This window comes from Olleya namhaensis (genome assembly GCF_900114005.1).
Classification (GTDB): domain Bacteria; phylum Bacteroidota; class Bacteroidia; order Flavobacteriales; family Flavobacteriaceae; genus Olleya; species Olleya namhaensis.
The window spans coordinates 189413-203420 of record NZ_FORM01000002.1 but is presented as its reverse complement, the minus strand read 5'-3'; the positions used below and the strand labels follow the sequence as shown (position 1 = coordinate 203420).

Here is a 14008-nt window from a genome sequence, read left to right as displayed (position 1 = left end):
TTATGCTATATTTGAGTAATGAGTTGGTTTAAGAAAGATCCCTTACAAATTATTTCGTTTTTAAGTTATGGTACGCCCAGCCATTTGTACCATCGCGGTCGTGCGTTGGAAGACGAAACTATTGACTTAGACCAAAAAAGTATGTTTAATCTTGTTTTGAATACGTGGAAACGATTTGAAACCGACGAAATAAAACATACAAGACTTAAAATTACACTCCCTAATAATCAAGTATTTTACACTGAAACGGATAAGGATGGCTATTATAAAATAGATGAAGCTATTTCTGATTTTGGTGATTTTATAAATACGGAAGGTTGGTTAAATTTTGAGGTGTCTTATGATGATGCGTCTTTAAAACGAACAATACAAAGTCAGAATAGATTCCGTGCAGAGTTGTTGATACCTAATCAGGATTCTGACTTTGGTGTTATTAGCGATATTGATGATACTATTTTGCACACTGGTGTGGTGTCTGTTTTAAAATGGCGTGTGTTGTATAATACATTTTTTAAACATGCTCAAAATAGAATTCCGTTGGAAGGTGCAGCAGATTTTTACCATAAATTGCATAAAGGTCCTACTAATAAAAAGGCGAATCCTATTTTTTACGTAAGCCATAGTCCATGGAATTTATACCGTTATTTAGAGTTTTTTTTAAGAACTAATAATTTTCCTAAAGGCCCAATTTTATTGAGGGGTTTTAGTACTATTTTTAAAAAGAAAACGCCTGATAGTAAGCCTGAAAAACAGTTAGAGATTGAAAATATTTTAAAGACGTATCCTAAGTTATCTATTATTTTAATTGGTGATAGTGGAGAGCATGATCCTGATATTTATCTACAACTTGTAAATGCCTATCCTGACCGTATTAAAGCAGTATATTTAAGAAGTGTTAATGATAAGAAGAAAACCAAGCGGGTAAAAAGTTTACTTAGTCATTATAAGCAAACTCCAGTGTTATTGGTAAATTCTAGTAAAGAGGCTATAGTCCATGCTAGAAGTCATGGTCTTATTAAATAAGCCCGCGTTAGCGATGGAAATGGCATCCTTTTTTTGCTGCCACAAATGGCAAAAAAAGATATAATGTACAGCGCGACCCTTGTGGTAACGCCCCAAACTATCTAAAATAAACCGTTTATTTCTGCGTCTATTTTATTGATAATAATACCTAAGTCTTCAGGATTTGCAACAAAGTCCATATTGTCTACATCAATAACTAATAAATTACCTTTTGTGTAACCATGTATCCAAGCCTCGTAACGCTCGTTAAGTCTGCTTAGGTAATCTATGCTTATTGAGTTTTCGTAATCACGTCCACGTTTGTGTATTTGAGATACCAAATTTGGGATAGAACTGCGTAAGTAAATTAATAAATCAGGACTGGCAACAAAACCTTCCATTAGATCAAAAAGGGATTTGTAGTTTTCAAAATCGCGATTGGTCATTAAACCCATAGCGTGCAGGTTAGGAGCAAATATGTGTGCATCCTCATAAATAGTCCTGTCTTGTATGATGTCTTTTCCACTTTCGTGAATTTGAGAAACCTGTCTAAAACGACTGTTTAAAAAGTAAACTTGCAGGTTAAAACTCCAACGTTCCATCTGATTATAAAAATCGTCAAGGTACGGGTTGTCTACAACGTCTTCTAATTGCGCCTCCCAGTTAAAGTGTTTGGCTAATAATTTAGTAAGCGTCGTTTTTCCTGCGCCTATGTTTCCTGCTATGGCAACGTGCATAGTTAGTCTGTTTTAAGTTGGTATTGAAATAGTAATTTACGATTGTAAATATACAGGATTTGATTGGTTACAAAAAACTGACTTATTAACATATTTGGTAATTTAATAGGTATCAGTGTTTTGGTTTTGTGATTATAAAAAATTAAACCGTTTTGGTTTTTAATTATTAGGTTTTTGTTGGAGGCTTTGATGCTTGAATAGCCATCGTTTTTGATTTTGTAAACAACACTTCCAAAATAATTATAACAATACAGGTTGTTTTCTGTCAATAACCAGCAGTAATTGTAATTACTTGTTATGTCTAAAACCTTTGAGGCTACTGGTATGGTTTTGTAACGTGTGGTTTGTGTTTTGTAATCGTATAATTCTAAATACTGAAAATCTTGGTTAAATAACCAAACAGTATTATCAAAACCGGTAGTTACATGCGATACGTTTTTGTAGTCTTGTAATGCGTTAAAGTCTATTTTAGAGACTTCGGCTAATCTATTATCTAATATAATCACTGTGTTTAGGTCTGCATAAAACACGTTTATTTTTAACGGATTAAAAGTGTGTGCGGTGGTTATTTTGCCTAACTGAAAATTACTGTAGTTTATAGTATTGCCATCTTGGCTTTTTATAAACGAATTGTCTTTTATGTAATAGAGGCTTTCAAAATTATTTTTAGAAATAAATTGATCGGCATCTAGACTGTCCTTTTGGACTAAAGTCGCGCTTATCGCATCTTGAGCGTATAAGGGAAATGATAAAATACAGAATAATATTAGTATTGCCTTCATGGACTACCAATGTACAAAAACTAAACCAAAGGTGCATCAGAAAACATATTTAGAGGACTATTGTTTTTGCTAATTTAATTTTTAACACTTTTAGATTAAACCATTATCTTTTTTTGAGGTCTAATGGACGTATTACCCTTATAAATTTAAAATCTATTACAATGAAACTAAAAACTACTATTAAAAATCTGGCTATTCTAGTGGTCATGATTATGTCATCAAATGCGTTTGCGCAAGATGGTTTTCAAGGTCAAGCTATTTATATGTCAAAGACAACTGTTGATATGGATAGTTTTGGTGGACGTGAGATGAGCCCTGAACGTAAGAAGTCTATTATGGAGCGTATGAAGAGTATGCTTGAAAAAACATTTATTCTAGATTTTAATAAAACAGAATCTATGTATAAAGAAGACGAAGCTTTAGAAGCACCAAGTGGAGGTAGAGGTGGATTTAATATGGGTGGTATGTCTGCAGGAACGGTATATAAAAATGTTAAAGACAATCAATTATTGCAAGATCAAGAGTTTTTTGGTAAGCAGTTTTTAATTAAAGATAGTTTAGTCAAGTTAGATTGGAAAATGACTGGCGAGTCTAAGCAAATTGGTAAGTATACTTGTTTTAAGGCTACTGCTACTAAAAAGGTTGATGCTGCCGATTGGACCAACATGAGAAGAAGAGGTGGTGATAGAGGAAAAAAAGAGGCTGATAAAAAAGAAACTGCAGAGGTTAAAAGTGATAGCACAAAAGCAGATGTGCCAAAAGATCCTTTTGAAGATATAGAAATCCCTAAAGAAGTTGAGGTTGTTGCTTGGTATACTATGGATATCCCTGTAAGCGCTGGTCCTGGAGAATATTGGGGACTTCCTGGCTTAATCTTGGAGGTTAATTCTGGTAGAACTACCATTTTATGTACTAAAATAGTCATGAATCCTTCTGATAAAAACGAAATCAAAAAGCCTACTAAAGGTAAAGAAGTTACTATGGAAGCGTATCAAGACATTGTAAAGAAAAAAATGGAAGAGATGCGCGAGATGTTTAGATCACGTGGAGGAAGAGGCGGAGGACGTCGTAATTAATTTTTTAGTACATAACCCAACCAATTAAATAATACAAATGAAACATATTTTAACCACGCTGCTTTTATTAGTGGCTAGCACCTCGTTTGCCCAAGTCAAATTTGAAGGTGTAGTAAAAGATAGCACAGGTGTTGCATTAGAGCTAGCTAATGTAATCGCTATAAACCAAGAGACTAAAATATTAGAGTCTTACGCTATAACTAACGATAAAGGACGTTATAAGCTTAATTTAGATGTTAATTCTAGTTATAGTATTAAGGTAAGCTATATTGGAATGCAACAAATTTCTGAGACTGTTAATACTAAAGAAGCAGGTATTACTAAAGACTACATAATGACTATTGATAATAGTTTGGATGAAGTTGAAATTACTTATGAAATGCCAGTGACTATAAGTGGAGATACAATTACATACAACGCAGATTCTTTTAAAAACGGAACGGAACGTAAACTTGGTGATGTACTAGAAAAAATGCCAGGTGTAGAGATTAATGACGATGGAGAGGTAGAGATTGAAGGAAAGAAGGTTGGTAAAGTTATGATTGATGGTAAAGAGTTTTTTGATGGTGATACTAAATTGGCAACAAAAAATATCCCAGCAAATGCTATTGATAAAGTTCAGGTTTTAAAAAATTATTCTGAAGTTGGTCAATTAAGTGGTGTGACTAATAACCAAGATAATATTGCCATTAATATTAAATTAAAAGAAGGAAAGAAAAACTTTTGGTTTGGTACTATTACTGCTGGAGCGGGAGATTCTAGTAGTGGTGAGCTGTATTTAGCACAGCCTAAATTATTTTATTATAGCCCTAAAAAGAGTATTAATTTTATTGGTGATTTAAATAATATTGGCGAATTAGCATTGTCGCGTCGTGATATTTTTAATTTCTCAGGAGGCTTCCAACAACCAAGTCAGCAAAGTGGAACTAACATTAGTTTAGGTAGTAATGACTTAGGTTTTAGACAACTTCAAAACAATCAAGCAAAAAGTATTAATACTAAGTTTGGTGCTGCTAATTTTAGCTACTCTCCAAAAAGTACTTTAGATGTTAGTGGATTTGCCATTTTTGCAAGTAGCAGAATAGAGTTGCAGGAAAACAGTGCGGTATTATATACAGATCAGACGTTAGGTATTCCTGATGAAAACACACAGAGCAATACGCAACAAAAAAGTGATTTAGGGTTGGTTAAGTTTAGTGCTAAATACAAACCAAATGCGAGTAATCAATTGGATTATGATATTTTAGGACGTGTGTCTAAAGACGAACAATTAAACGGAACGTTCTCTAACGTGATTGGACCAATTGATCAAAATGAAGAAACCAATCCATACAAGATAAATCAAAATTTAAATTATTATTACACAATGGATGAAGATAATATTTTTGCATTATCAATACAACATTTATTGCAAGATGAAGATCCATTTTACAATGCTTTACTGCAAAATGATCCAAGTAATAATACTGATGCTGATCCAAATAACAGGGATCCTTTTGATGACACTGCTCAAGGTTTAGGTTTAGATGGGACGCAGGTTAGTTATGATGTTAATCAACAAAAACGTGTTAAAACTAATCAAGTAGATGCTAAAGTAGATTATTGGAATATTCTAAATAAAAAGAGTGACATAAACTTTACAGTTGGAACTATTTATAGCAATCAGCAATTTGATTCTAATATTTTTCAAACCTTGGATGATGGTTCAGAATTAGACACCAATACCACAATAACAGGTTTGTCTGATGTTAATGATATTAAGTACACGTTTAGTGATTTGTATCTAGGAGCGCATTATCGTTTTAAAACTGGTAAGTTTACAATTAGTCCTGGAGTTTCTGCACATGCTTATAGTGCTGTTAACGATCAGTTTAGTACTAAGACAACGGATAACTTTTTTAGAGTATTGCCAGATTTAAATGTGCGTATTCAATTAAAGGGGACAGAAACTTTAAATTTATCTTATAAGATGCAGACGCAGTTTACGGATGTTAATCAGTTTGCCCAAGGTTTAGTTTTAAACAATTATAATTCTACGTTTAGAGGAAATCCTGATTTAGAAAGCTCTTTAGCACATAATATAAACTTAAGTTACTTTAGTTTTAACATGTTTAATTATACTAACGTGTTTGCGTTTATTAACTACTCTAAAAACATTGATAATATTAGAAACGTATCAGAGTTTCAGCCGGGATCTGTTATTAGAACAAGTACACCTTATAATTCTGGTTTAGATGACGAGAGTTTAAGTGCAAGCGGACGTTTTCAAAGACGTTTTGGAAAATTACAAGCTAGTGTTAGAGGAACATTTAACTACTCTAAATTTAATCAGTTTATTAATAGTCAAGTTTCGGTTAACGAAAACTATAGTCAAAGTTATACAGCTGAGTTTAGATCTAATTTTAGAGAAGCTCCAAATTTTAAATTACGATATACGTATGGTTTAAGTGATAATGACCAAGGGACAAGGCGTACTAAAATATATACCAATGCCCCATCAGCAGAATTTGATGCGTTAATATTTAAAAAATTCACCTTTAAAACAGACTATACATACAACCGTCAAACGCTAGAAGGTAATAGTAATAGTTTTGGATTATGGAATGCTAATTTAGCGTATAGAAAAAGTAGTGATAGTAAATGGGAATATGAGCTTAAAGCTACAAATTTATTAGATACGGATTCTAGAGTGCAAAATAGTAACGATGCTTTTTCTGTAAGCACTAGTGAGTATTTTATTCAACCTAGATTTGTTACAGCTCGATTTATTTATAATCTTTAAGATGAAATAAAATAAAATTTCAAATCCCTTTTAACGTCAAGTTGAAAGGGATTTTTTTATGTGTTATTTTAAACCGAAACAACTAGTTGTAATCAAGTTGTGAAAAGGAGTCATTTTTATATAAGTGAATGTTCAAACTTTGCAAAAGGCAAAAGGCAAAAGGTAAAAGGCAAAAACACTACCACTCATTAATACGATTAGAATCTAACTTAATAAAGATAAATACTAAGATTGTAAAACCCCAAAGACCAGAGCCACCATAGCTAAAGAAGGGTAGTGGTATACCAATGGTTGGTATTAATCCCATGACCATACCAATATTAATCATAAAGTGTAAAAAGAGTATGGCGCCTACTGCATAACCATACATTCTGCTAAATTGTGTTTTCTGTCGTTCGGCAAGTATAAGTATCCTAATAATTAGCAAAAGAAAAACAACTACCGTTAAAAAGCTACCAATAAAACCCCATTCTTCTCCAACAGTACTAAAAATATAATCAGTGTGCTGTTCTGGCACAAAATTACCTGTGGTACGTGTACCTTCTAAAAATCCTTTTCCTTTAAATCCACCACTACTAATGGCTTTTTCAGATTCATTTAAGTTGTAGGCAACGGTCTTTTTCATGCGCTCCAATTTGTCAGGGTCTTTTTCAAGACTCAACCAAATTGTAATGCGGTCTTTTTGATGCGCAGGAAGAATATTATCATAAAAAAAGCGCACACTAAATGCTAATGACGTGCACAATAATATAACAGTAATAGGTTGTATAATGGATGGTTTTTTCTTTCTTGTAAAGTAATAAGTTAATACAACTATAGATGTAATTAACAACGTGCTGATTACTCCAAATTTTAATGCGAATATGGAAAGTAGTATTAAAAGGACACCTACAATTAAGTAAATGTGTGGTAGACCTTCTCTGTATAAAACAAAGAAAAAAGCACCGTAAACAATGGCGCTTCCTGCATCAGGTTGTAATAGCACTAATAGAGCAGGGGTAACAATTATAGCAAAGGTTTTAAGTTGATCATTAAAACGATTTATATCTGTGTTCAAATCGCTTATATATTTGGCAACAGCTAGAGCAGTGGCAACCTTAGCAAACTCTCCTGGTTGAAACGTGAAACTACCAATTGGGTACCAAGATGTGGCACCATTTATATTTTTTCCAAAGACAAATAGACCCGCTAAAGACAGTAGGGCAATGATGTAAATAACACTAGAAAAGCGCTCGTAAAACTTGGCTTCTATGGATAGAATAAGGATTATTAATAGTACAGACAGTCCAATAAACACTAATTGCTTGCTGTAAAAATGCGAGAAATTAGAAAACTCTAAAGCTTCTCCAGAATGTGAAGCAGATATAATGTTTACCCAACCAAACATAACTAGTATAAAATATAGTAGTATGGTTAACCAATCAAATTTAAAATGTCTATCAGTTTGCCTCATTTACGTGTATTGGGGTAGCTTGTATTTGCTGTTTTTCTAAGTTTGTTTTTGGTGTTGCGTTTATGTCGTTTTTATTCGGAGCAGGTACAATTTGTAACTGTGTTTCTCTGTTAATCTTAAAAGGCTCTCCAGAATATTGTTTAGCATATTCGTTTTCTAAACTATGGGTTAAAATCCATTTTTCTAAATCTGTACGACTAATACTTCCGTTTAAATATTGTTCAATCATTAAAGTAGAAATCTTTCCAGCAAAACGACTTCCCCAATACCCATTTTCAACAAATACAGCAATGGCTATTTTAGGATTGTCTTTAGGTGCAAATGCAACAAAAATGGAGTGGTCTGTTAATTGCGTTTGTACACCGTCAATTTTAGCATAGTTTTCTGCAGTCCCTGTTTTTCCGCAAATTTCTATTCCTTCAACTTGTAAGTTTTCTGCAGTACCTTTATTAAATACATCGTACATTCCTTCTACCACGGGTTCAAAATGTTTGCGGTCTACAGTTGTGTATCTTGGTGTTGTATATTTTTCGTCAATAGTTTCGCCTTCAATACTTTTTATAATGTGTGGTGTTATAAAGTAACCTCTGTTGGCAATAGCTGCAACCATGTTTGCTAATTGTATAGGAGTTGCTTCAACTTCTCCTTGTCCAATCGCGTTAGAGGTCATAAATGTAGAACTCCATCTATTTTTACCGTACCATTTGGCGTAAAATTTACTGTCTGGAATGCGTCCTTTTCTTCCAACCACTAAATCATATCCTAAATAATCACCTAATCCAAAACTCTTGGCATGATTACTCCAAACATCCATACCTTCAGCTGAGGTTGGGTATTTTTCTAAAATTCGTCTATAGACATTAACAAAGTAGGCATTACAGGATTCGTAAATACCTAAATTCATATTAACAGGACTTCTATGGCTATGACAACCGTGTAGTTTTCTACCGTTGTAATAATATCCCATTCTACAAGTAAACTGTTCTGAAGTAGTTACCACGCCTTCTTGTAAACCAATTAAGGCATTTATAACTTTAAAAGGAGATCCAGGTGCATATTGCGCTTGTAGTCCTCTGTCAAATGTTGGATTTGCTATGGAGTCATTATATAATTTTGTAAAGTTTTTTGAGCGATCTCTACCTACTAAAATATTAGGATCATAACTTGGTCCAGATACTAATGCTAGAATTTCGCCTGATTTTGGGTCTATAGCAATAATACCACCACGTTTGTTGGTCATTAATAGCTCACCGTACGCTTGTAGGTCTGCATCAATGGTTATTTTTATATCTTTTCCAGCTTCTGGTAATGTGTCGTGTATCCCGTCTTGGTAAGGTCCTAGGTTTCTGTTAAATCTGTCTTTTTGTATAAATTTAATACCTTTTTGTCCTCGTAAAGTAGACTCATAAGACGCCTCAACACCTGCTTTACCAATTAAGTCTCCTGATTGATAATAGTTATCATTTTTAATGTTTCTATCGTTTACTTCACCAATATCTCCTAAAACATTAGCGCCAATAGTAGTTTCGTATTTTCTTAAACTACGTTTTTGAATATAGAAACCTTCATATTTACGCATTTTTTCTTGCAAAATGGCGTAATCTTCTTTGGATAAGTGTGACACAAAAACGTACGGTAGTCGTGGAGAATACCTGTTAGCTTTTGTAAGCTTTTTTATAAATGTAGGCTTGTCAATTTTTAATAAGTTACAAAACTCTAAAGTATCTAGAGGCTTTACTTCTCTAGGTATTACCATGACGTCATAAGACGGTTGGTTGGATACTAATAGTTTGCCATTACGGTCATAAACAAAACCACGTTTAGGGTAGTCAAATACCTTTCTGATGGCGTTATCCTTGTATAAATCTGTTGAGGTTGCATTGTATACTTGAAGGTATAGTAATCTACCTGTAAAAACGATGCCTACAATTATGACAGATAAAAGAAGTAAAAGTTTTCTCATTTAGATTTTTTGCTGAAAATAGAGGTTATTAATATGCATAGTATAATAGTGAATATACTAGAAAACAACGTATTTTGTAACACAAAAATTACTTTGGAAACGTTAAATATTTCAAATAGAAAATAGGTTAGTGTGTGTGCAAAAGTTAATATAGAGATATAAGTTAATTTTTGTCCAAAATCTATATTATTAAATTTAAGAGCTTGATGCTCGTAAACCGCACCAAAACTGAATTTTAAAACTGCCGGTCTTATAAAAGCAGTCACTAAAGCTGCTGAGGCATTAATCCCTCCAGAATCCATGAAAATGTCCACACATAGGCCTAATAAAAAGCTTAGAAATAAAAATAAGATGCGGTTATTTTTTACTGGAAATAGTATGATAAACAGGATGTAAACATGTGGGTTTATGTAGCCTAAAAAGTTTATTTTATTAAATAATAATACCTGAAGTAAAATCAGTACAAAAAACCTAACAGTATGTATGGATAATAGGTTATTCATTAGTTTTTTGTAAGTCGTCTATTAGTGGTTTGTCTTTGTTTTCAATAACACTAACGTGCTCTAGATTTGTCATGTCATTAAATAAAAGCACATTGACTTCAAAAAAGTTTTTAGTGACATCTAATTTAAAATCTTCAATAGTACCCACTAAAATTCCTTTTGGGAATATGGCAGAACGTCCAGAAGTAACTATGGTGTCTCCTTTTACTAATTTTGCGCTTTTCTGGATATCCGTTAATTGTATTAATCGTGACGATTTACCATTCCAACTTAGGGTTCCGAATTGATTTGTTTTTTTTAATTGACCACTAATTTTATTGGTGGTGTTTAAAATTGAAATTACTGTTGCGTATTTGCTATTTGTATTATCAATAATACCAATAATACCTTTGGAAGAAATAACACCTAAATCTTGCTTTATGCTATCGCGACTACCTTTATTTATTGTTAAATAATTATTCTGAAGCGAGTAGCTGTTTTTTATAATTTTTGCAGTAGTAAAAGTATATCTACCTTTAAAAGAAGTCGAATCTATAAACGTTTTTGCATCAATATTTTGATTAAAAAGTAATGATCTTAATCGTGTATTTTCTTCGTGTAGTTTATCGTTTTCTTGTTTTAAACCAAAATAACTACTTACGGAGTTGCTTGTATTATAAACACCGCCAGTAATACTGTTAGCGGAGTTTATAAACTTGCTTTTATGATAAGAATGTGATTGTATAGTAAGTCCAACCGAAACACATAACAGCAACAAGAAAAACAAAAAAGATTTGTTTCTAAGTATAAAATTTACAATTTGTTGCATTTAGTTTCTATTACTACTTTATCAATACACTTTTGTACTTCGCTAAATTTTTAAGTGTGATTCCCGTACCTCTAACTACAGCACGTAACGGATCTTCAGCAATATAAACAGGTAAGTCTGTTTTTTGAGATAAACGCTTGTCTAAACCACGTAACATAGATCCACCACCAGCAAGATAAATACCAGTGTTGTATATATCGGCAGCTAATTCTGGAGGTGTTTGTGATAACGTTTCCATCACCGCGTCTTCAATACGTAAAATAGATTTGTCTAAAGCTTTAGCAATCTCTCTGTAGCTAATTTGTACTTGCTTTGGCTTACCAGTTAATAAATCACGTCCTTGGACACTCATATCTTCTGGCGGAAGATCTAAATCTTCAGTAGCAGCACCTATTTGTATTTTTATTTTTTCAGCAGTACGTTCTCCAACATATAAGTTGTGTTGTGTACGCATGTAATAAATAATGTCGTTTGTAAAAACATCACCTGCAATTTTTACAGATTTATCACAAACAATACCACCAAGCGCAATAACTGCAATTTCTGTAGTACCACCACCTATATCTACAATCATGTTTCCTTTTGGTTGCATGATATCTACACCAATACCAATAGCAGCAGCCATAGGTTCGTGTATTAAATAAACTTCTTTTCCATTAACACGCTCACAAGATTCCTTTACTGCACGCATTTCTACTTCTGTAATCCCAGACGGGATACAAACTACCATACGTAAAGCTGGGGTAAATAATTTCTTTTTTAAAGCGGGAATATTTTTAATAAACAAACTTATCATTTGTTCAGACGCATCAAAATCTGCAATTACACCATCTTTTAATGGTCTAATAGTTTTAATGTTTTCATGGGTTTTACCTTGCATCATGTTGGCTTCTTGACCAACTGCAATAATTTTGCCCGAAATCCTGTCTCTAGCCACTATGGATGGAGCATCAACAACAACCTTGTCGTTATGAATAATTAATGTGTTGGCAGTACCTAAATCTATAGCGATTTCTTCTGTCAGGAAATCAAAAAATCCCATGTGTTATTTGTAATTATAAGGCGTTATTAAAAAGATGCTGTAAAAGTAATAAAAGTATGGTAATATAAGGATTTAATGCCTCACAATTTTTATTAATCGACGTATGAATAAAAGATACGTTTAAAACAAAGTTTTAGATGTTTTGCTTACGCAGAAATTTAGCCAGATGGGATAAAAAAAGCTTCGGTAATTAAACCGAAGCTTTTAGATGTTATTTAAGTCGCTTTATTCTAAGAGTACTCTTAGTGCTTAAAATGACGTGTACCAGTCATTACCATTGCTATATTGTTAGCATTACAGTAATCAATACTTAATTGGTCTTTAATAGAGCCTCCTGGTTGGATGACACTAGTTATTCCAACGTTACCTGCAATTTCCACACAGTCAGGGAAAGGGAAAAATGCATCACTAGCCATAACACTGTCTTTTAAATCAAAATTAAAAGATTGTGCTTTATGTATGGCTTGATTTAAAGCATCCACACGACTAGTTTGCCCAGTTCCACTAGCGCAAAGTTGTTTGTTTTTAACTAAAACAATTGTATTTGATTTTGTATGCTTACATATTTTTGAAGCAAAAATTAAATCGTCAATTGCAGCACTTGAAGGTTTACTTTCTGTAACATACTTTAAGTCTTCTACAGTATCCGTTTTATTATTTTTGTCTTGTACTAAAACGCCATTTAGACATGTTCTAACAGTTGTTTCTGCAAAGTCGGTGTCTTTTAAAACTAATAGGATTCTGTTTTTCTTACCTTTTAAAATGCTTTCAGCTTCAGCTGAAAAAGAAGGTGCAATTACGACCTCGCAAAATAAATTATGAATATCTGTCGCTGTTGCTACGTCTATTTCTGTATTGCTAATTAAAACACCACCAAAAGCAGAAACAGGGTCTCCTGCTAACGCATCTGTATAGGCTTGAGATACTGTTTCGCGTTGAGCAAATCCACAAGCATTGTTATGTTTTAAAATAGCAAATGTTGGTTTTTCGCCTTTAAATTCTTGAATTAAATTTACAGCAGCATCAACGTCTAAAAGGTTATTGTAGCTTAATTCTTTACCATGTAATTTAGTGAAAAGTGCGTCAAAATTTCCGAAGAAAAAACCTTTTTGATGTGGGTTTTCTCCGTAACGTAATACTTTACCATTAGTTTCGCTTATTTTTAAAGCAGGAATAGCATGGTCTGCATTAAAGTAATTGAAAATAGCAGAATCGTAATGAGAAGAGACATTAAATGCTTTGGCAGCAAATGCTTTTCTATCCGCTTCAGATAAATCACCTTTTTTATCTGTAATTAACTCTAAAAACTCGGCATAATCATCTACAGAAGAGACACAGATTACATCCGCATAGTTTTTAGCAGCAGCACGTATTAAAGAAATACCTCCAATGTCTATTTTTTCAATAATATCTTGATTTGAAGCTCCCGTAGCTACTGTCTTTTCAAATGGGTATAAATCTACAATTACAACATCTATTTGAGGGATGTCAAAATCTTTCATTTCTTTTACATCTCCATCATGGTTTTGACGGTTTAAAATACCACCAAAAACTTTAGGGTGTAATGTTTTTACACGTCCACCTAAAATAGAAGGGTACGACGTTACGTCCTCTACGGGAACAACATCTATACCAAGATTTTTAATAAAAGTTTCGGTTCCTCCAGTAGAATATATGGTGACACCTTGTTTGTGTAATTCTTTAACAATAGGTTCTAGACCGTCTTTGCTAAATACTGAAATTAATGCAGATTTAATTGTTTTGTTGCTCATTATAGTTGTGTTAATAAGCAAGCAAATTTAAGTAAAAGTAAATTGGTATAGTTGAAAATAAATAGTGGTTTTTCAACTAAAACACTAA

Annotated in this window: 11 protein-coding genes; 3 read left to right on the top strand and 8 right to left on the bottom strand. The window is 32.9% G+C overall.

Going from position 1 to position 14008, the window contains the following annotated elements:
* The first annotated feature begins 18 nt into the window (after positions 1–18).
* Complete coding sequence (locus tag BMZ09_RS03990) at positions 19–1023, top strand: App1 family protein (RefSeq protein WP_090837718.1); 1005 nt, start codon at positions 19–21, stop codon at positions 1021–1023.
* A gap of 101 nt (positions 1024–1124) precedes the next feature.
* Here the strand turns inward: BMZ09_RS03990 and BMZ09_RS03985 are convergent, their stop codons facing one another.
* On the bottom strand, positions 1125–1739 hold the full coding sequence (locus BMZ09_RS03985) for a deoxynucleoside kinase (protein WP_090837716.1): 615 nt from the start codon (positions 1737–1739) through the stop codon (positions 1125–1127).
* 2 nt (positions 1740–1741) lie between these two features.
* Complete coding sequence (locus tag BMZ09_RS03980; protein WP_090837715.1) at positions 1742–2521, bottom strand: hypothetical protein; 780 nt, start codon at positions 2519–2521, stop codon at positions 1742–1744.
* A gap of 161 nt (positions 2522–2682) precedes the next feature.
* Here BMZ09_RS03980 and BMZ09_RS03975 point away from each other — a divergent pair, with 161 nt between their 5' ends.
* Both BMZ09_RS03975 and BMZ09_RS03970 read left to right on the top strand, forming a co-directional pair.
* Complete coding sequence (locus tag BMZ09_RS03975; protein ID WP_090837714.1) at positions 2683–3597, top strand: GLPGLI family protein; 915 nt, start codon at positions 2683–2685, stop codon at positions 3595–3597.
* A gap of 37 nt (positions 3598–3634) precedes the next feature.
* Positions 3635–6379: a TonB-dependent receptor gene (locus BMZ09_RS03970; protein ID WP_090837712.1), complete on the top strand. Its 2745-nt coding sequence runs from the start codon at positions 3635–3637 to the stop codon at positions 6377–6379.
* Between the two features lie 178 nt (positions 6380–6557).
* On the opposite strand, the gene rodA is transcribed toward BMZ09_RS03970, so the two are convergent.
* The 6 genes from rodA to purH form a co-directional block, all read right to left on the bottom strand.
* Entirely contained in the window at positions 6558–7832 is a 1275-nt protein-coding gene (gene rodA, locus BMZ09_RS03965; protein WP_090837710.1) for a rod shape-determining protein RodA, read from the bottom strand.
* A complete protein-coding gene (gene mrdA / locus BMZ09_RS03960; protein WP_090837708.1) occupies positions 7819–9795 on the bottom strand; it encodes a penicillin-binding protein 2 in 1977 nt (658 codons plus the stop codon). Before mrdA ends, rodA begins: the two co-directional genes overlap by 14 nt.
* The gene (locus tag BMZ09_RS03955) at positions 9792–10298 is read right to left on the bottom strand and encodes a rod shape-determining protein MreD (protein WP_090837706.1); all 507 of its coding nucleotides are present in this window, start codon (positions 10296–10298) and stop codon (positions 9792–9794) included. Before BMZ09_RS03955 ends, mrdA begins: the two co-directional genes overlap by 4 nt.
* The gene (gene mreC, locus BMZ09_RS03950; RefSeq protein WP_090837704.1) at positions 10291–11106 is read right to left on the bottom strand and encodes a rod shape-determining protein MreC; all 816 of its coding nucleotides are present in this window, start codon (positions 11104–11106) and stop codon (positions 10291–10293) included. The genes BMZ09_RS03955 and mreC overlap by 8 nt, the downstream gene beginning before the upstream one ends.
* A 13-nt stretch (positions 11107–11119) precedes the next feature.
* On the bottom strand, positions 11120–12148 hold the full coding sequence (locus tag BMZ09_RS03945) for a rod shape-determining protein (protein WP_090837702.1): 1029 nt from the start codon (positions 12146–12148) through the stop codon (positions 11120–11122).
* Positions 12149–12390: 242 nt separating this feature from the next.
* Positions 12391–13920 carry a bifunctional phosphoribosylaminoimidazolecarboxamide formyltransferase/IMP cyclohydrolase gene (gene purH, locus BMZ09_RS03940; protein WP_090837700.1) on the bottom strand — a complete coding sequence of 510 codons (1530 nt, stop codon included), beginning with the start codon at positions 13918–13920 and terminating at the stop codon, positions 12391–12393.
* Positions 13921–14008: the final 88 nt, after the last annotated feature.